The following is a 19,723-nucleotide window of genomic DNA, read 5'->3' on the forward strand; positions in this document are numbered from 1 at the left end:
ACATCCTCACTTACTCAATTGGGGTGGTAGATTGGATAAACGACACGACGGTGTTGTTACCTCAATCTAGGGATTTTATGGTAGTTGGTACTAAGCAGTTAGGGGAAAGAATTCGGGTTTATTCCTGAAAATGCGCTACTGCTCAGCTTCCGATACGCAATACCAAATTTAGATTGAAACCACAGAACGAACTCAACTTACTTGCAAAAAAAGTGCTTCAGCAGGAAGCGGAAGCCATTCAGGGAGTTGCCGATGCCATAGCGCATACTCCTGATTTTGCACAATGCGTAGAAGCTATTCTCTCTTTGCGAGGCCGGGTAGTGGTAACTGGTATTGGTAAGAGTGCCCACATTGCGGGCAAGATGGTGGCCACGCTTAACTCTACCGGCACGCCCGCCCTGTTTATGCACGCCGCCGACGCCATCCACGGCGACCTGGGCATGATTCAGGCCGATGATTTTGTTATTGCCATCAGCAAATCCGGCGACACGCCCGAAATCAAGGTGCTCGTGCCCCTGCTCAAGCGCAAAGGCGTGCCGCTGGCGGCCTTAGTCAGCAACGCCGACTCCTACCTTGCCGTGCAGGCCGACTACGTGCTGCACGCCCCCGTGGACCGTGAGGCCTGCCCCCACAACCTGGCCCCCACCACCTCCACTACCGCCGCCCTGGCCCTGGGCGATGCCCTGGCCGTGTGCCTGCTGGAAAGCCGGGAGTTTACCCGCCAGGATTTTGCCCGCCTGCACCCCGGCGGCACCCTGGGCAAGCAGCTCTACCTGAAGGTAGGCGACCTGAGCCGCCAGAACCAGCAGCCCCAGGTAGCAGATACGGCGCCGCTCAAAGACATCATCCTGGAAATTTCGGGCAAGCGCCTGGGCGCTACCGCTGTGCTCAGCGACGATGGTAAGCTGGTCGGCATCATTACCGACGGCGACTTGCGCCGCATGCTCACCACTTTCGAAGGGCGCCTACAGGCAGTGCGGGCCAGAGACATCCTTACTCCCCATCCCGTGACAATTGATATTGAAGACTTTGCGGCGGAAGCACTAACCCGCATGCAGGACCGCAATATCACGCAGTTGGTGGTAACGGAGCAAGGCCGCTTCGCTGGGTTCATTCACCTCCATGATTTGCTGCGGGAAGGATTGGTATAGCCTACCAGTATGTGCAGTGTGCGCTTAGCCAACTGGCAGGAGGCAGTGTGTAATAAATGGATATAATTAAATAATTTACAGATATTATTATACATAATAAATATTCCACTATCATTGCCCGAAAGCCCAAGTCTAATTGAAATCAGTTTCTGCGTAGTTACACCCATTATACGGAGAGTCTGAATTTCCCTATTTTGGCTTTTTGCAGAGTATATTCCTTTCCTAAACACGGGCGTTACGTCCGGCTTCGATGGAACAACATACGTATCTCGTGGTAATGGCTGGTGGTATTGGCAGCCGTTTTTGGCCTTTCAGCCGCACCCATCACCCCAAGCAGTTTCATGATGTGTTGGGGCTGGGGCGCTCCATGCTTCAGCTCACGGTAGATAGGTTCCGAGGCATTTGTCCGGCTGAAAACGTGTTTGTGGTTACCAACCGCGACTATACGGAGCTGGTGCACCAGCACCTGCCGGAGCTACCCTTCGACCAGATTCTGGGCGAGCCCATCGGCCGCAACACCGCGCCCTGCATTGCCTACGCCAGCTACCGCATTGCCCAGCGCGACCCCGAGGCCGTGATTGTGGTAACCCCCGCCGACCACGCCGTGATGCACGAGGAAAATTTCCGGGAGGCTATCCGGACGGCCGTGGACGGCGCCCGCACCCACAACGTGCTGATTACGCTGGGTATTCAGCCCTCGCGCCCCGATACCGGCTACGGCTACATTCAGTTTATTGATGAGGTAGTGCAGCCAGAGCACGTGCAAACTGCCCCCGGCCACGAGGATGGCGTTTTCCCACAGGCCCTTCGGAAAGTGAAAACCTTCACCGAAAAGCCAAATCTGGAACTGGCCAAGATGTTTGTAGCCAGCGGCGACTTTCTGTGGAACTCGGGCTTGTTTGTGTGGCGGGCCGATGCCATCATTCACGCCTTCCATCAGTACCTCAGTGATATTGCCGAGGTGTTTGACGAAGGCCGGGACGAGCTGGGAACCTCCCAGGAAGAAGACTTCATTTCCCGCGCCTACACCCGCTGCCGCAACATCAGCATTGACTACGGGGTGATGGAAAAGGCCGATAATGTGTATGTGCTACCCGCCGACTTCGGCTGGAGCGACCTGGGCACCTGGGACTCCCTGCACCGCATGGGCCAGCACGATGCCGACGAAAACGTAGTGGACGGCAATGCCCTGCTCTATGATACCAGTGAATGCGTTATCAAAACGCCGCCCGAGCGCCTCGTGGTAGTGCAAGGCCTGGAAGGCTACATCGTAGCGGAGTACGACAACGTGCTGCTCATCTGCAAGCGCACCGAAGAGCAGCGCGTAAAAGAGTTCGTCGCCGATGTGAAGTCGAAGAAGGGCGTAGGGTATAATTAATTAACAATTAAGAATTAACAATGAAGAGTTGGGCAGTTCAACGCTCCGTAATGAGGAGGTTGAACTGCCCAACTCTTCATTGTTAATTCTTAATTGTTAATTGACTTCAGGCGCTGCCGCAGTACCTCGTAGAGCATGATGCCGCTGGCTACGGATACGTTGAGGGAACTGATCTGACCAGCCATCGGGATGCGTAGCTTGTGGTCGGCGAGGCGCAGGTACTCGGGGCTGATGCCGTCCTCTTCGCTTCCCATCAGAATAGCTAAAGGCCCGGTCAGGTCCACGGTTTCGGCTTCCAGGCTGGCGTCCGACTTCTCCGTACAAGCCACTACCTGCACCCCCGATTCGCGTAGGAAAGTGAGCGTGTCTTTCAGGTTGGGCTCCCGGCATACCGGAATCAGGTTCAGGGCGCCGGCCGAGGTTTTCAGAGCGTCGCCGTTTACCTGGGCGGCGCCGCGGCTGGGCACCACAATGGCATGCACGCCCATACACTCGGCGTTGCGGGCAATAGAGCCGAAGTTGCGCACGTCGGTGATGCGGTCCAGCACCAGCAGAAGCGGAGTTTTGCCTTCCTCGTACAAGCTGGCCAGAATGCTGTCCAGGGGCATGTAGTCAATCGGCGAAACATAGGCTACCGCGCCCTGGTGGTTTTTGCGGGTGATGCCGTCGAGCTTTTCAACGGGCACCATCGACACCGGAATATTGGCCGTTTTGGCCAGGGCCGTAATATCCTGGGTCATGGAGTTCTTGGTGCCGCGCAGCAAGAAAATCTTGTCTAGGGTACGCCCGGCGTTCAGGGCTTCCAGAATCGGGCGCAACCCAAAAATCATGTCGATGCTGCGGTCCTGGGCCGGGCGGTGGGGGTAGCGCGGCTTGTCCGATCGGCTGCCTTCGTAACGGCCACCTTCAGCGCGGCTGCCCTCAAATCGTCCTTCCTCGGCACGACCTTCGGCGTCGCGCGAAGCTGGCCGCCGATTGGGTACCGGGCGGTTTTCAGAATCAAAAAATTGGCGGCGCTCAGTTAGCGGCCGGGGCGGGCGGTTCGTCCTTTTCTCCATTGCTCCACGGCGGCATACCAGAGTTGTTCGTGCTCGGGGCGGCGCACCAGTTCATAGTTATCAGGTGCAAAGGTACTGGGTTTGGCGCGGAACACGAAGGTGCCGCCCATGCCTTGGTCGGCGCGGTACACCCAGCGTTCCTCGCCGGCCTCCCGATACACGCTTTCCGGTGGCCCCAGCACCAGATACAGCAGGCCACGGTCGGTGAGCCAGCCGGCCTTGTGGGCTGAAAAAAACTGGTTGGCTTCCTGCACTCGCCCATAGTACGTCCGGATCAGCTGCTTGGCAATGGTTTGATTATTTCCGGCCACCGTAAGCCAGAACTGATCCACGGCCTTCTTGGGCTCGGGCGCATCAAACAGCTTTTTGCGCTCCACGGAGGTAGTAAGGTAAACCAAGGGCGCAATCAGCTCATCGGCGGAAGTAAGCGCCGGGAAGGTATTCTCTTCCACCAAAATGCCACTGCGTGGCTCCGCAGGGTTTACTCGCAGCAGATACATGCCCGGTTGCAGGCGCAGCAGGCTACCAGCCCGGTAGCGCGCCGAATCCTGGGCGCTGAGCTTGCGGGGCTGGGCGGGCATGGCGCCGGGACTCGTCATGGGTGGGGCCGCGGGTAGGGAGCTGAGCGGGTAGCGGTAGGCCTGCACGTTCAGATCTTCGCCGTAGGAATCAACCATAAACGGCTCTCCGGCCCGCACGTAGTGGCGCAGTAGCGGCTGCCCTACGGAGTCCGTCAGGATAAAGGAGCGGGTAAGATGTTCCGGGGTCAGACGCAGCCAGCCAGCCTCGCCGGAGGCAGCTTCATCAGCAGGACCAGCAGCCAGGCTGAGCACCTGGCCGGCTCGCAGCCGCGGCAGGGGTAGGCAGAAATCTATGCGGGCACCTTCACCATCGGGCTGCAGACGCCGGCTGAAGCGCCGAACGGTATCCTGCCAGAGGGCCCGCTTGGCATCGTAATCAGCCCAAAGCGCTACGTGCAGCGGGAAGCCCCGCCTAATAAGCGTGGTATTTGGGAAGCGCAGATAAAGCCGCACACTGTCGCCTTCCCGCCGGGTGTCGATGATGATACGGCGTTCGGCCCGGTACTGGGTGGCAAAATCCCGACGCGGCGCGGCCTGGAGGGCGCTACCCAGGCTCAGCAAGACGACTAACAACAGATAAAGGGGTTTCACGGCAAGGAAGGGGGTAGGGAGCAGAAACTTCAAGGTATGCTTTCTAACGAAAGAAGCCGGCTCCGTTTCCGGAGCCGGCTTCTGGAGCGACAAAAATCGTGCGGCTTAGCGCTGGTAGTACTGCTGCAACAGGCTGATGGCCTTAGTAGCCCGCTGCTGGTCGCCGATCTGCTCGGCGGCGCGGCCGATGCTGTTCAGCGACATCAGATAGGTCTGGAACTCCTGGTCGAAGAGGGCGCTGTTGTGGGTGCTGTAATAAGCCAGAGCCCGCTCGGCGCGGCCGGTCATCGTGTCCATGATTTCGTTGGCGCGCTGCTGCTCACCCACGGCTACCAGGGCCGGAATGAACTGGGGTACATAGTAATCATAGGGAATGGCCTTGTCAGGCATCACCTCAAACGCTTTGTCGAGTACCTGTTTAGCACGGGCTTTGTCGCCTTGAGCCAGTAGGGCATTGGCCAGGCGCGAGAACTTGTCGCGGTAGTTGGCCGGGAAGCGCAGGTTGTTCTCGTCGTAGAAGATGCTGGAGTTGTTCAGGCCCCGGAAGGCGAATTTCTTCATCAGGTTCTCGTACATCAGCTCCGTGGCCACGTAGCCTTCGTCGCCCCCTTTGGGGTCGTAGTTGGGGTCTTTGGCCGGCAGGATGCGGTAGGCCATGCCATCGAGCTGGAAGTAGGGCTGCAGGCCCATGAAGTCGCGCGAGTCCACGGTGCTGGAGAAGTACACCGGGCGCTGCCAGTTGTTGGTAGCCAGAATGTCGAGAATCACGAGGCTCTTCTTCTCGATGGCGCTCTTGCCTACTTCCCACTCCATGCGCGGCACCAGCTGCTTGCGGCGGCCAGCCGGAATGATGTTCATTTTCTCGACGGCGGCCGTGTCAATAGGCAGGTAGAACTTGCGGGAAGGGAAGGACAGCAGGGACTTCGAGCCGTCGCCGTAGCTTACCTGCAGCAGGGGGCTGTTCTGGTTCACCAATTGCATGAACTGGCGCACATCAATGTCCTTAACCGAGGGTTTCTCGGCGTAGGGAAGGTAATCGTTGGTGCCTTGCTTGTAGTTGGCATTCTCCATGGAGATGGGCAGCGGCTGCGACTTATAAGCCCGGCGCTTCATCTGGTCGATGTACCAGTCGGTGTTCAGGTAGCTGAGTACCGCCACGCGCACGTCGGTACGCACGCCCTCCACTTCCTGGGCGTACCAGAGCGGGAAGGTGTCGTTGTCGCCGTTGGTGAACAGAATGGCATTCGGCGCCAGCGAGTTCAGCAGGTTTTGGGCCGAATCTACCGACAGGTAACGGTCGGAGCGGTTGTGGTCGTCCCAACCCTGGGCCACCATAATGCCCGGTACTACTAGGCCCAGCAGCGTTACTACGCCAGCCCGCGCCGTTTCTGATTTCACCACTTTCTCCAGCAGTTCCGCCAGGGCCAGCACACCCAGGCCAATCCAGATGGCAAAGGCGAACGTGGCACCCGCGAAGGTATAGTCCCGCTCACGCGGCTCAATGGGCGGCTGGTTCAAATACAGTACAATGGCCAGGCCCGTAAACAGGAACAGCAGGCCCACGATGAAGGCATTGCGGCCGTCGCGGCGGACGTGAAGGAATAAGCCCAGTACGCCCAAAATAAGGGGTAGGGCGAAGAAGGCGTTACGGGCGGGGCTGTCGGCAATGCGCTCGGGCAGGCCGGCGCCAGCGCCGCTACCCCACAAAATGCCCGACTGCTGAATGTCGCCCTCGCGGCCCACGTAGTTCCACATGAAGTAGCGCCAAAACATGTGGCCCATCTGATACTTGAACAGGAAGCTCAGGTTCTGACCCATGGTCGGCTTCACCCCATCCTGAATATCCACCCACTTCTTATAGTTGTAGAGGTGGAGCGGGTCGTTGCTGTATAGGCGGGGTAGCAACATTTTGTCCTCGGAGGCATACTGCAGCACGGGGCGGTATTCAGCCACCACGTACTTGTCGCCCTGGCGCACGTAGCGCGGGGCGCCGTCTTCCTGAGCAATGGGCTGGGCGTTGAACTGCGGGCCGTAGAGCAGGGGCCGGTCGCCGTACTGCTCGCGCTTCAGGTAGCTCACGAAGGACAGTACATCCTCCGGGGCGTTTTCATTGATGGTGGGGTGGTAGGAGCTGCGGATGGGTACAATCAGGTAGCTCGAATAGCCAATCAGGATGAACACCAGGCTGAGCATAACGGTGTTCAGCAGGCGGCTGCGGCGCTTGAACGACTGCTGAAAGCCAAACCAAAGCACACCCACGAACAGGAGCAGGAAGAACACCAGACCCGAGTTGAAGGGCAGCCCGAAGGAATTAACAAAGAACACTTCGAAGGCACCCGCCAGGGTAGGAAGACCGGGGATGATACCGGCCAGAATCAGACCCACAATAATGCTGCTCACTACCAGGGTAATGATGCCGCCTTTAGTGGTAGGGTTTTGGGTGCGGCGGTAGTAGTAGATAAAGCCCAGCGCCGGAATGGCCAGCAGGTTCAGCAAGTGCACCCCAATGCTAAGGCCAATTACGTAGGCAATGAGTACCAGCCACCGGTCGGAGTCGGCCTCGTCGGCGCGGTTTTCCCACTTCAGCATCAGCCATACCACGGCCGCCGTGCACAACGACGACATGGCGTACACCTCGGCTTCTACGGCATTAAACCAGAACGAATCGGAGAAGGCGTAAGCCAAAGCGCCCACCGCGCCGGCGCCCAGAATCAGCAGAGTTTGGCCCGAAGTCGGCTCCAGGTTCCGGTCGTCGTGCAGGCCGGGGCGGTGCAGCACCAGCTTCTTGGCCAGCATGGTGATAGTCCAGAACAGGAATAGCACCGTGAACGAAGAGCTCAGCGCCGACAGGGCATTCACCAGCACCGATACTTTGGTGACGTCACCGAAGGAAAGCAGGGAAAACAGGCGGCCCAGCAGCAGGAAAGTAGGTGCCCCAGGAGGGTGGGGTACCAGCAGCTTGTAGGAGCAGGCAATGAACTCGCCGCAGTCCCAGAACGAAGCCGTAGGCTCCAGGGTGAGTAGATACGTGATGGTGGCAAGGGCAAATACCAGCCAACCGACCAGATTATTCAGGCTTTTGTAACTCCGCATACGAAATAAAGTGAGGCTGACCACGGCCAGCCCGCTGCTGAACGACGGGTTTTAGGGTCCGGAAGGAAATCAGTGAAAGATCAAAAGTAGAGAATAAGTAGCGAGAGCCGCGAATCAGGTTGCGTGCTACCGGCTAGTTTCTACTGAGCTACCCCCATGGGCACAAAAAAAGCAGCTCCATAGGAAGCTGCTTTTCTAATTTTATTCAGAAGGACTTAGTTCTGTAGCACCAAGCGTTTGGTAGAAACTACCTTATCGTTCTGCACTAGGCTATAGAAGTACATGCCGGGCGGCAAATCCGAAAGGTTGAGGTTCATGCCCCCATCAGCGGCTTCCGGCCGCAGCAGCACGCTGCGCACCTCCCGCCCAATGATGTTGCTCAGGCGTAGCTTGTAGTCGCCCCAAGGTAGCTTCTGACCCACCGATACCGTAATCAGGCCTCGCGAAGGGTTAGGATAAACCGATAGAGCCGGGGCCAGCGCCCGGGCGGCCGCCGAGGTGTTAACACCAACGGCGGGGGTAGCAGCCGTAGGAGTTACCTGTTGCAGGGGCCGGGAAGGGGTAGCATGCCGCAGGCTAGCTTCCAGCCGGACCGTGGCAGCCAGCAGGGGCAGTTGCCACAGCAGCAGCAGTAGTACTGGGAGAAAGCGCGTAGTAAGTTTCATGGCATTCAGTCGGCGTCTGGAGCGCACGGCCAAGCCGCGCGGCAAAGTCAAATAAGTACGATTGTCCTCCGCAGGACAAAGCGGCAGAAACGGCCGCCTGCCTCTGGATAGACAACTACCATGCCTCATTGCGGAGGCTGTGTTGTAAGGCAGATGCGTAAGTAAGGAATAAGGTTGCATAGATGTTTAAGTAAACTTACGACGAGGTATGGTAAAGGGTTGAAGATGAGGGAAGTAAAATTGAATAGAATTATTGCCTTTGGCGCAGTCCGAGGCTACCACGACGGCTGGCAGCGGATGTGTACAGCAGGCAGAGCCTATACGGCTCCTACTCTCCCGCGACACGCCGACCTTCATATATAGCGAATTTCTTTTAAATCGAAATAATGCAGTTTCCCTTTCGTTGCTACTGCTAAGCGGCCGGTTTCATCCACACCCACAATCTGGCCCCGCAAGCGGCGGCCGGCAGCTTCGTACTCATGCTCTTCCTGAAAGCGGTACAGCACCTGCAGGTACTCTGCCCGCAACGTACCCACCTTGCCGGAGCGCAGCTGTAGGTAGCGCCGCTCCAGACTTTCGAGCAGCCGGGCTACTAAAGTTGGCAAGGAGTAGGCGCGGCCGGTCAGGCAGGCCAGGGAGGTAGCGGTGGGTACCGCAAATTGCCGCTGGTTGATATTTAATCCTATCCCGACGATGCTGTGCTGAATCTTCGGGCCGCTAAGTGTGTTCTCAATCAGAATGCCCCCCAGCTTCTGACTTCCAAAAAAGATATCATTCGGCCACTTTACCCGCAGCGCGGGGTCGGGGCCAAGCAGGGTTACCAGCCAGTCATGCACGGCCAGCGCTACGGCCTGGCTTAGCAGAAACTGGTCGGCGGCTGGCAAAAAGCCAGGGTGCCATACCACGGACAGTGTCAGGTTTTCGCCCGGCGCTGCTTCCCATTGGTTGCCACGTTGGCCGCGACCAGCGGTCTGTTTGTCGGTAATGACGCAGCAACCATCCGTGGCCCGGTTTTGGACAGCCAGTTGGTATGCCTCGGTGTTCGTCGAGGGGCATTCGGGCAACCAGACAAGCTGTTGGCCCGTGAAGAGCGTTTGGGGGTATATAGCCTCCACCTGTTTTTCGTACTTTGTGACGTTCAAACCTAACAATACCCCATGAAAAGTACCCTGGTTCGGCAGGATTCGGACAAGTTGGCAGATGTAGTAGTGCGCGGCATGCAAGAGAAGAAAGCAGCCGATATCGTGGTACTCAACCTCAAAGACCTAAAAAATGCCGTGGCCGATTATTTTATAATCTGCTCGGCTTCTTCAGATACGCAAATTGACGCTATTGCCCGCTCGGTAGAAGAGGAGGTAGAAAAGCTTACCGGCCAGAACCCTTGGCAAACCGAAGGGCGCATGAACCGGGAGTGGGTGCTGCTCGACTACGTGGACGTGGTAGTGCACGTTTTCCTGCGCGACCGGCGCCAGTTCTACGGCTTGGAAGAGCTCTGGGGCGACGCGCAGATTACCTACGTAGAGGAAGAGGAAACTCCGGCGGCGGTAAGGTAAAACCTTCCCTTCGGCGTCTTGCAAAATACTGGCGGATGCGCCAACAAACAATCGAGTGGCGTGTTGCGCCTTTGTTTATTGTCTTAGCAACCTCAATTCATGTCTGATACGACGCCCAAAAAGAAAAAACCTATGCTGCCGAATCCCGCGCCCCGGCCCGGGATGCAGCTCTGGGTGCTGACGGGCTTGGTGGTGCTCATCCTGGGGATGGTGTACCTCTCCCGCAGCAATCCGCTTATTGAAATTACGCAGAAGCGCTTCGAGCAGATGCTCAGCGCCGGCGACGTGCGCGACATTACTCTCGTGAACGACCGGCAGGTAGAAGTTTCGCTTAAAAAGGAGGCCATTCAGAAGGCGCCCTACGATGCCGAGCTGAAGCGCCGCGGTCCGCTTTCTATGGACCAGGGTGCCCAGTACGGCTTCCGGGTGGTAGATGGCAAAACCTTCAAGGAAGACCTTGACAAGGTACAGGCCACCCTACCCCCCGACCGGCAGGTAGGCCTGAAAGTTACAGACCGCACGGGCTACGGCGAGTACGTAACCACGTGGGGCTTCATGATTCTGCTGTTCGTGGGTTTCTGGTTCCTGATGCGCCGCATGAGCGGAGCGGGCGGACCCGGCGGTCAGATCTTCAATATCGGTAAGTCCCGCGCGGCCCTGTTTGAGGGTGGCGACAAGGTGAAAGTTACCTTTAAGGATGTAGCCGGCCTGGAAGAGGCCAAGGAGGAAGTGCAGGAAATCGTGGAGTTCCTCAAGAACCCCTCGAAGTTCACCATCCTCGGCGGTAAAATTCCGAAAGGCGCCCTGCTGGTTGGTCCTCCCGGTACGGGTAAAACTCTGCTGGCCAAGGCTGTAGCTGGCGAAGCTGATGTTCCGTTCTTCTCCTTGTCGGGTTCCGACTTTGTGGAGATGTTTGTGGGGGTAGGCGCGGCCCGTGTGCGCGACCTGTTCAAGCAGGCCAAAGCCAAGGCACCGTGCATCATCTTTATCGACGAGATTGACGCCATTGGCCGCAGCCGCTCGCGTGGTAACGTGCCCGGCGGCAACGACGAGCGGGAAAACACCCTGAACTCCCTGCTGGTAGAAATGGACGGTTTCGGTACCGATTCCGGGGTTATCATCCTGGCTGCTACCAACCGCCCCGATACGCTGGACTCGGCGCTGCTGCGTCCCGGCCGTTTCGACCGTCAGATCAGCATTGACAAACCAGACATCAACGGCCGCACCCAGATTTTCAATGTGCACCTGAAGCCGCTGACCCTGGGCCCCGACGTGGAAGCCAAGAAACTGGCCGCTCAGACGCCTGGTTTTGCCGGTGCTGAAATTGCCAACGTCTGCAACGAAGCCGCCCTGATTGCCGCCCGCCGCGACAAGAAGATGGTGACCATGCAGGACTTCACCGACGCCGTGGACCGCGTGATTGGTGGCCTGGAGAAAAAGAACAAGATCATTAGCCCCGGCGAGAAAAAGATTGTGGCCTACCACGAAGCGGGTCACGCCATTGCGGGCTGGTTCCTGGAGCACGCCGATCCGTTGGTAAAGGTGAGCATTGTACCCCGTGGGGTAGCGGCGCTGGGTTACGCTCAGTACCTACCGCGCGAACAGTTCCTGTATAATACCGAGCAGCTCATGGACGAAATGTGCATGACGCTGGGTGGCCGCGCCGCTGAGGAGCTGGTATTCGGGAAGATTTCGACCGGCGCCCTCTCTGACTTGGAGCGCATCACGAAGGTAGCCTACAGCATCGTGACCATGTACGGCATGAACGCCAAGCTCGGCAACGTATCGTTCTACGACTCGAAGGGCCAGAATGAGTACGGTTTCACCAAGCCTTACTCAGAAGCTACCTCCCAGATGATTGACGAGGAAGTACGCGCCATCATTGAGCAGGCGTACGTGCGCACCAAAGAGCTGCTGACGGAGCGCCGCCACGAGCTGGAGGTAGTGGCGAAGGAGTTGCTGGAAAAGGAAATCCTGCTGCAGGATGACCTGGAGCGCCTCGTGGGCAAACGCCCCTTCGATAGCCAGACTACCTACCAGGCGCACATGTCGGGCACGGACCGCTCGGAAACGCTGAGCGAGCGGAAGCAGGAGCACCCCGGCGTTCCGCTGGGCAACGACCTGCCCGACCTGAAGCTGCCGGGCGTTGACAACGGCACCGACTCGGCCGGTTCGGCTACTGAGCCCACGGGCAGCGCCGTAACGCCGGTGTAGCTTGGTTAAACCTCATATAAAAAAACCGCTGCCGGAGTAGGCAGCGGTTTTTTTGTGAGTACAGAAGTGTGCTGCATACGCGTAAGCTTATGGCACCGGCTGCCCCCGTTCCTGCAGGTAGCTCTGGAAAGCAGGCAGCTGACAGCCTTTCTCGAAGCCTTGTTGCGCAATGGCCGCTCCAATACCAGGCAATAACTCAGCTACCCATTGCGCAAAGTCGGCTGCCGTAGGCTCATAAGCATCCGATGAAGGGGAACAGGGAGGCATATTATTCATTGTCAAGTGTTTTGGGGGTAGCTTGCTAAAAAAGTGCCAGCAGTAAGGCCGCCTTGCTTTTATGCAATTCCAGGCGGCTGCCTCCAAGTCTGAAATCAACCCGAAACGCCTTGCACAGCCCGTTCGCACGGCTTACACAGCAGATGCTACCCCATAATCTTGTGAGGTCAGTCAATTCAGGGTTAGTGGTAGTCAGGCGTTTATCTCAGGCCAGAAGATGCCAGGCACGCCAGTAGCTTTTGCTGCTGATGGTTGGGGTAGGGAAGTAAGCTGCTGCCACTCCCGGGTATGGCCATACGCCATTCGCCCAGAGCCAGCCGGCTCCGGCCACTTGCACGGGCAGAGGGGGCAGGGGTGGTACGCATGCCTAATCCTTGTACCTTTACCGTATGGCGGAAACCTCTCGTGACCTGATCCTGCGCCGTATCCGGGAATCGTTGCGGCAACCCGCGCCGCAGCCAACTCGCCCCGATTTTACCGCGCCCCTGCACCCCCGGCCCACCTCCGCCGACGACCTGGCCGTGGCCTTCGCCCAGAGCTTTGTGCGGGTAGGCGGCGTGTTCTATTACTGCGAATCGGTGGAGCACTTTTACGACCAGCTCTTCACTTACAAGAAGGAGAAGAACCTGGAGCACCTCTACGTGTGGGAGCCGGAGCTAAAGAAACTGTTGCACGAAGGAAACATCGTGTTTCAGGGCGATGAAGCCGATTTCCGGACCCAGGCCGACGCCGGCCTGACCAGCTGCGAAGCCCTAGTGGCCCGCACCGGCAGCGTGCTGGTAGCCGCCGCTACGGCCAGTGGCCGCCGCCTCAGCATCTACCCCGACCAGCATTTGGTGGTAGCCCGTACCTCCCAGGTGGTAGCCGACATCGGCGACGCGCTGAAGCTGATGCAGCAGAAATACGGCCCCGACAAGCTGCCCTCCATGATTTCCCTCACCACCGGGCCTAGCCGCACGGCGGATATTGAAAAAACGCTGGTGCTCGGTGCCCACGGCCCGCGCAGCATCGTGTTGTTTTTACTGGATGACGCGCCCGCCGCAACTGCCTGACCTCGCGCTGCCCGCCGGCCGCCGCGTGTACTTTGCTTCTGATTTTCACTTGGGTGCCCCCGATGCCGCCCGCTCCCTGGAGCGGGAGCGGCGCATCGTGCGCTGGCTCGACGCGGCCGCCCAGGATGCCGCCGCCATTTACCTGCTGGGGGATATTTTCGACTTCTGGTTTGAGTACCGGCATGCTATTCCGCGCGGCTTTATCCGGCTGCAGGGCAAGCTGGCCGAACTGACCGATGCCGGCTTGCCCGTGACGTTTTTTACCGGCAACCATGATATGTGGATGTTCGACTACTTCACCAAAGAGCTGAACATTCCGGTGCTGCGGCACCCGGTCAGTCAGCGCATTGGGGGGCACCAGTTTCACATCGGGCACGGCGACGGCCTGGGCCCCGGCGACCATACCTATAAGGTGTTGAAGCGCGTGTTTGCCTCGCCGGTGGCGCAGTGGCTGTTTGCCCGCCTGCACCCCAACCTGGGCATTGGCATTGCCAACCGCTGGAGCCGGCATAGTCGCCTGCAGAATGGCGCCGCCGATGAGCAGTATTTCGGCGACGATGAGTGGCTGCTGACCTACTGCCGCGAGGTGCAGCAGCAGTTTCCGCATGAGTACTACGTGTTCGGCCACCGCCACCTACCCCTCGATGTGGAAGTAGAGGTAGGGAGCCGCTACATAAACCTGGGCGAATGGGTCAATTATTGCTCCTACGGCGTGTATGATGGCAACCAACTGGAGCTTCGGCACTTTGAGCAGGAGAAATAAAGCTGAACAGCTGGTGCTGAGAACCAGAAAGCAAGTAGCAACTGGCTTTTTAACTCTCAGCTCGGTCTGCTTAGCTCTTAGCTCAGCATACGCCCAGACCACGGCGCCGGCCGCCGGCTCGGTAGCGCCCGCCGGGCAGGCCGCGCCCGTGGTTACAATACCCGCCGATACCAGGGAAGCGGCTGCCGCTTGGGTACCGGTGCGCACCATTGCCCTGCCCCAACCGGGCCCGGCCTCCCTGGACCGACGCGGCAACCTCTACGTAACCGACGCCCAAAACAACCTGCGCCAGTACGGCCCCGATGGGCAACCCCTTAACACCTTTTCGCCCCCGCTGCCTGGGCACACGGCCCAGGTAGAAGCCTGGAACACGGCCAAAGTGCTGGTGTTTTATGATGACCGCCAACAGGTAGTGCTGCTGGACCGGTTTCTGACGCCCATAGCCGAAGTACGCTGGCAGGATTACCTCGACGGGCAGATTCGCGCGGCTACCCTGGCCCCCGACGACCGGTACTGGCTGCTCAACGAATCAGACCTGACGCTCCGGCAGTTCGATACCAGCCAGAAGCGCTTCTCCATCACTACCCCCCTCGACCTGCTCATCGGCCGCAGCCGGCCCGACTTCCGGTTTCTGCGCGAATACCAGAACAACCTCTATCTCGTGGACCGCAACAGCGGCATTTACGTGTTCGATAACCTGGGCAACTACCGCAAAAAGCTGCCGCTACCCGGCCTGAGCTACGTAGGTTTCCGCGGCGACGAGCTGTATTATCCGGGACCTGACGGGCTGCATTTCTGGCACCTTTACAATCAAACGGACCGCCTGCTCCCCTTGCCCACGGCCGGAGCCCAGCAGGTGCTGGTGGGTGAGCAGTACGCCTATGTGCTGACGAGTGCGGAAGTACAAGTGTATAAAATATAGGTTCTTCGGGCAGAGAACCACCGTCGAGGTTGCCTCTGGGAACCGCAAATACCGGCCAGATTGAGGCTTTAGAGCTGGTGAAGGGGTAGGGGGCCGCTGCTTTGGGGCGTAACTCCCTGGCCCGGCGAGGCGTTAGCGGATGAGCTGGCCCTGTGGTCAGCGGCTGTTCATCCACTCCACAACCCTGGTTAGCTATGAAAGCACTCGTGTATCACGGAATCAAAGACGTGCGCGTCGATACCGTAGAGGATCCGAAGATTGAAGACGCCCGCGACGCCATTATTCGCGTGACGAGCACGGCCATTTGCGGCTCCGACCTGCACATTTACAACGGCAGCATCCCGCAGCCCCGGCCCATGGTGCTGGGCCACGAGTTTATGGGCATTGTGGAGGAAGTAGGCAAGGGCGTGGGTGGCAAGCTGAAGGTCGGCGACCGGGTAGTGGTGCCGTTCCCGGTGGCCTGCGGCACCTGCTATTTCTGCAACCACGCCCTGCCGGGCCACTGCGAGAACTCCAACCCCGACCACTACGGCCCCGAGGGCGGCCTGCTGACGGAAAAAGGCGGGGCCCTGTTCGGCTACACCGATTTGTACGGCGGCTACAACGGCGGCCAGGCCGAGTACGTGCGCGTGCCCTACGCCGATTACGGACCCCGCGTCATTCCGGATAGCCTCACCGACGAGCAGGCCCTGTTCCTGACCGATATTTTCCCGACCGGCTATTCCGGCATTGACTGGGGCGAAGTGAAGGGCGGCGAAACGGTAGCCATTTTCGGTGCCGGCCCCGTGGGCATTATGGCCGCGAAATCGGCGTGGCTGCGCGGAGCCGCCCGGGTGGTTATTGTGGACACGCTACAATACCGCCTCGACAAAGCCCGGTACGCCACCAACTGCGAAACCATATTGTGGGAAAATGCCAAGGATGTGGTGGAGCAGATTCGGGACATGAGCGGCGGCCGGGGCGCCGATGTGTGCGTAGAGGCCGTAGGCTTCGAGCCCGACCGTGGCCTGCTGGATCGGGCCAAAGCAGTGGTCAACTTCGAGAAAGGCTCGCCTAAAGTGCTGGAAGCCTGCATGAGTGCCGTGCGCCGCGGCGGCATCGTAACGGTACTGGGTGTGTACGGTACCCCCTTCGATAATTTCCCCGTAGGGCAGTTCTTCGATAAAGGCATCAAGCTGGTAGGCGGCCAGGCCCCGGCCCACAAGCACATCGACAAGTTGCTGCAGTATGTAATTGAGGGTAAAGTGGTGCTGGATGATATCATTACCCACCGCCTGCCCCTGTCCGAGGCCGCCCACGGCTACGACATCTTCCGCAACAAGAAGGACAACTGCGTGAAAGTGGTCCTGAAGCCCTAGCCCACCCGGGCGTGCTACCCCCTAAAAGGCCGGCAAGTTGCCGGCCTTTTTCGTGCCAGCGGGGGTAGGGGCAAGCGGCTATTTCTGCCTACATTTGAAAGAGACGACTCTGGTCGTTGTTCCCGCCCTGCTGCCTTCTGCCACAACCAATTCCTTGCTATGTCTGCTGCCGTTTACTGCCGCCGGTATCTTCGTTATTTACTGCTTGCGGCGGCTAGTATCGGCGGTAGTTCAGCCCTGGCGCAAACGACAGGACCCGTCCGGCCCCGCGCCCGGCTGGCGCCCGGTCTGGAAGCCAACCAAGCCGGACGCGTATTACGGGTAAGCGTATCCGATGAGGCTGGGTTTCGGGAGTGGCTGGCTCAGAAGCAGCCCCGGGCCGTAGCCAGTCAGGAGCCCCATCAGGCGGGCCTCTGGCAGGTACGCGGTACCACGGCTACCATGCTGAGCCAGTGTCCCTACGTGAGCTTTGTGGAAGTAGCCGACCGGGCCGCCCGGCCGGAGCGCCAGCTCAACGGCGCCGACTTCGCGGCCAACAAAGTAACTGCGGTGCACACGCGCTACCCCCAGCTGGCGGGACAAGGCCTGACGGTATCCGTCAAGGAAGGCCCCCTGGATATAAACGACATCGACTTCAAGGGCCGCCTGGTAAACCCTAATCCGCAGGCTCAAACACTGAATTCGCATTCCACCCTGATGGCTACCCTGATTGCTGGGGGCGGCAACTCGGCCCCGGCGGGCAAAGGAGCCGCCTGGCAGGCGCGCATTGCGCAGGCCAGCTACAGCAATCTGCTGCCCGATGATGATGCCACCCTGGCCGGCCAGGGGGTTTCGGTGCAGAACCACTCGTACGGGGTAAGTGTGGAGAATTTTTACGGCCTCGAAGCCCGCGCCTACGACCAGCAGGTGCTGCGGCGCCCGGAGCTGCTGCACGTCTTTTCTGCCGGCAACTCCGGCAGCCAGCCGGCCCCGGCGGGCCCGTACGCCGGCCTGGCCGCGGTAGCCAACCTGACGGGGCAGTTCAAAAACTCGAAAAATACCCTCACGGTAGGCGCCACCGATGCTTTCGGGCAGGTAGCTCCGCTTAGTTCCCGCGGCCCCGCCGCCGATGGCCGCATTAAGCCGGAGCTGGTAGCCTTCGGCGACGGTGGTACTTCCGATGCCGCGGCTCTGGTATCGGGCGTGAGCTTGCTGGTGCAGCAGGCCTACCGCGACCGGCAAGGGCGCCTACCCTCGGCAGCCTTGGTGAAGGCTGCGTTGCTGAACTCGGCCGATGATACCGGGCGCCCCAACGTGGACCACGTAGCTGGCTACGGCCAGGCCGACGCCCTGGGAGCCGTGCAAACTATACTGGAGCGGCGCTTTTCCGAAGGTTCCGTTGCCCAGGGGCAGGAGCAGGTGGTACCCCTGATGGTACCGGCAGGCACCCACCGGCTGAAGGTTACCCTGGTCTGGCACGACCCGGAAGCGGCGGCCAATGCCCCAGCCACCCTGCTCAACGACCTTGACTTGACGCTGGTCCGGGCCACGGACGCGCAACGCTGGCTACCCTGGACGCTGAGCACCTTTCCTCACCCCGATTCGCTGGCCCTACCGGCCCGCCGCCGCCCCAACCGCCGCGACAATGCCGAGCAGATAACCCTGGATGCCCCGGCGGCCGGTACGTATCAGCTGCGGGTGCGGGGCTACGCTGTGCCGCAGGGGCCGCAGGCATTCAGCCTTGTGTATGAGTTTGAGTCGGGCCTGACGTGGATAAATCCTACCGCGGCCCGCACCCTGCGTGCTGCCGAAGCAGCGGTGTTACGCTGGCAATGGGCCGGGCCCGCCACCACGGCGCAGCTGCAGTACCGCCCGGTGGGCCAGCCTACCTGGACCACGCTTTCGGCTTCCGTTGATTTGCAGCAGCAAGCCTTCCGCTGGACTGCTCCTTCGGGGCCAACGCTGGCCCAGGTGCGCCTGCTGACGGGAGCTGGCGCTGTCGAGTCAGATACGTTTTTTGTGGCCCCGCCCCTAGCGGTGCAGGTGCTCTACAGTTGCCCCGAAGAAACCCTGCTGGCTTGGAAACGAGTACCGGGAGCTACCCAGTATCAGCTTTACCGGTTGGGGGCCACGCACCTGGAGCCCTACCGCCTGCTTACTGATACTGCGGTGGCGCTGTCGGGCCCGGATGCAGCCGCGCTGTACTATGCTGTCGGGCCCTGGGTGGGGGGGCAGGTACGGGAGCAGGGCCTTACCGCCAACGTTGGTCCGGAAAATAATGGGTGCTACATTCAGTCCTTCCTACCTGCCCAGCCAGTGGCCGACAACGTACGCTTCAACCTGCTGCTGAGTACCACTTACCGGCTGCAAACCGTAACGTTGGAGCGCCGCAACCCCGACGGGAGCTTCGGGGCCGTGCAACGCCTGGCCTCCGTGCCCGGTACTGCCCTGGAGCTGTCGGACCCCAGTCCCCAGCCCGGCCGGGGTGAGTACCGGGTCCGCCTCGATCTGAATAACGGCCGCACTTATTATAGTGCCGTAGAGGCCGCGTTTCTCGTGCGCAGCACTGCCGATGTGCTCGTGTACCCGGTGCCCGTGGTGGCCGGCGAGCCGCTGACCATCGTAGGCCCGCAGGATCAGGCCCTGCACATCCGGGTGTATGACCTGACTGGTCGTCTGCGCCTCGATCTTACCACCAGCAGCAGTTCCCAGCATGTCCTTGATAGTCAGGCACTGGGGCGGGGTACGTTTCTGCTGAGGTTCAGCACGCCCGGCGGGCAAGAAATAACGCGCCGTATCCTGGTATTATAGCTTCGGTGCCACGCGCCGTGAGTTGGGGCGCCGGCTGCTCTCTGCTTATGCAAGCAGATAAGGGCCGTTGTCACGGGCGCTTTCGAGCTGCGGAGCAGCCCCGGTCAGACACGTCTGATCTACCTGGTTGACTTTCTGTTGACGCTTGGGGGTAGGAAACCAGCCCGTAGCGTACAGGCCGCCGTGTTGGCCCTGTCCCGCTAGCCTGCGCGGTGGTAGTGGGGTAGCAACCTCGGTTTGAGTTTGCCAGATGCCGCTTTGCACTCCGCATAGCCGCC

At 59.7% G+C, this 19,723-nt stretch carries 15 protein-coding genes; 9 read left to right on the forward strand and 6 right to left on the reverse strand.

The window, feature by feature from the left end; genetic code table 11:
• Positions 1-173 precede the first annotated feature (173 nt).
• Together GGU46_RS03890 and GGU46_RS03895 are read left to right on the forward strand one after the other, a co-directional pair.
• On the forward strand, positions 174-1,151 hold the full coding sequence (locus GGU46_RS03890; RefSeq protein ID WP_215906248.1) for a KpsF/GutQ family sugar-phosphate isomerase: 978 nt from the start codon (positions 174-176) through the stop codon (positions 1,149-1,151).
• Positions 1,152-1,401: 250 nt separating this feature from the next.
• On the forward strand, positions 1,402-2,529 hold the full coding sequence (locus GGU46_RS03895) for a mannose-1-phosphate guanylyltransferase (RefSeq protein ID WP_183402228.1): 1,128 nt from the start codon (positions 1,402-1,404) through the stop codon (positions 2,527-2,529).
• Positions 2,530-2,618: 89 nt separating this feature from the next.
• Here GGU46_RS03895 and rlmB read toward each other — a convergent pair whose 3' ends face one another.
• The 5 genes from rlmB to GGU46_RS03920 form a co-directional block, all read right to left on the reverse strand.
• Positions 2,619-3,587 carry a 23S rRNA (guanosine(2251)-2'-O)-methyltransferase RlmB gene (rlmB, locus tag GGU46_RS03900; RefSeq protein ID WP_246398643.1) on the reverse strand — a complete coding sequence of 323 codons (969 nt, stop codon included), beginning with the start codon at positions 3,585-3,587 and terminating at the stop codon, positions 2,619-2,621.
• The gene (locus GGU46_RS22415; protein WP_183402229.1) at positions 3,551-4,759 is read right to left on the reverse strand and encodes a GWxTD domain-containing protein; all 1,209 of its coding nucleotides are present in this window, start codon (positions 4,757-4,759) and stop codon (positions 3,551-3,553) included. The genes rlmB and GGU46_RS22415 overlap by 37 nt, the downstream gene beginning before the upstream one ends.
• 105 nt (positions 4,760-4,864) lie before the next feature.
• Positions 4,865-7,852, reverse strand: a complete 2,988-nt coding sequence (locus tag GGU46_RS03910; RefSeq protein ID WP_183402230.1) for a glycosyltransferase family 117 protein — start codon at positions 7,850-7,852, stop codon at positions 4,865-4,867.
• Between the two features lie 215 nt (positions 7,853-8,067).
• On the reverse strand, positions 8,068-8,517 hold the full coding sequence (locus GGU46_RS03915; protein WP_183402231.1) for a T9SS type A sorting domain-containing protein: 450 nt from the start codon (positions 8,515-8,517) through the stop codon (positions 8,068-8,070).
• 353 nt (positions 8,518-8,870) lie between these two features.
• On the reverse strand, positions 8,871-9,659 hold the full coding sequence (locus GGU46_RS03920) for a biotin--[acetyl-CoA-carboxylase] ligase (RefSeq protein WP_183402232.1): 789 nt from the start codon (positions 9,657-9,659) through the stop codon (positions 8,871-8,873).
• 15 nt (positions 9,660-9,674) lie between these two features.
• On the opposite strand from GGU46_RS03920, the gene rsfS reads away from it, so the two are divergent.
• Both rsfS and ftsH read left to right on the forward strand, forming a co-directional pair.
• Positions 9,675-10,070, forward strand: coding sequence for a ribosome silencing factor (gene rsfS, locus GGU46_RS03925; RefSeq protein WP_110976925.1), 396 nt, complete (start codon positions 9,675-9,677; stop codon positions 10,068-10,070).
• Between the two features lie 99 nt (positions 10,071-10,169).
• Entirely contained in the window at positions 10,170-12,284 is a 2,115-nt protein-coding gene (ftsH, locus tag GGU46_RS03930; RefSeq protein ID WP_183402233.1) for an ATP-dependent zinc metalloprotease FtsH, read from the forward strand.
• Between the two features lie 87 nt (positions 12,285-12,371).
• On the opposite strand, the gene GGU46_RS03935 is transcribed toward ftsH, so the two are convergent.
• On the reverse strand, positions 12,372-12,551 hold the full coding sequence (locus GGU46_RS03935; RefSeq protein WP_183402234.1) for a hypothetical protein: 180 nt from the start codon (positions 12,549-12,551) through the stop codon (positions 12,372-12,374).
• A gap of 398 nt (positions 12,552-12,949) precedes the next feature.
• On the opposite strand from GGU46_RS03935, the gene GGU46_RS03940 reads away from it, so the two are divergent.
• The 5 genes from GGU46_RS03940 to GGU46_RS03960 all read left to right on the forward strand — a co-directional run bounded on the left by GGU46_RS03940 (position 12,950) and on the right by GGU46_RS03960 (position 19,445).
• Positions 12,950-13,612: a LutC/YkgG family protein gene (locus tag GGU46_RS03940; protein WP_183402235.1), complete on the forward strand. Its 663-nt coding sequence runs from the start codon at positions 12,950-12,952 to the stop codon at positions 13,610-13,612.
• Complete coding sequence (locus tag GGU46_RS03945; protein ID WP_183402236.1) at positions 13,587-14,375, forward strand: UDP-2,3-diacylglucosamine diphosphatase; 789 nt, start codon at positions 13,587-13,589, stop codon at positions 14,373-14,375. The genes GGU46_RS03940 and GGU46_RS03945 overlap by 26 nt, the downstream gene beginning before the upstream one ends.
• 13 nt (positions 14,376-14,388) lie before the next feature.
• Complete coding sequence (locus tag GGU46_RS03950; RefSeq protein WP_183402237.1) at positions 14,389-15,297, forward strand: hypothetical protein; 909 nt, start codon at positions 14,389-14,391, stop codon at positions 15,295-15,297.
• 194 nt (positions 15,298-15,491) lie between these two features.
• Positions 15,492-16,655, forward strand: coding sequence for a zinc-dependent alcohol dehydrogenase (locus GGU46_RS03955; RefSeq protein WP_183402238.1), 1,164 nt, complete (start codon positions 15,492-15,494; stop codon positions 16,653-16,655).
• Positions 16,656-16,814: 159 nt separating this feature from the next.
• Entirely contained in the window at positions 16,815-19,445 is a 2,631-nt protein-coding gene (locus GGU46_RS03960; RefSeq protein ID WP_183402239.1) for a S8 family serine peptidase, read from the forward strand.
• Positions 19,446-19,723 lie beyond the last annotated feature (278 nt).

This window comes from Hymenobacter latericoloratus (assembly GCF_014199535.1).
GTDB lineage: Bacteria > Bacteroidota > Bacteroidia > Cytophagales > Hymenobacteraceae > Hymenobacter > Hymenobacter latericoloratus.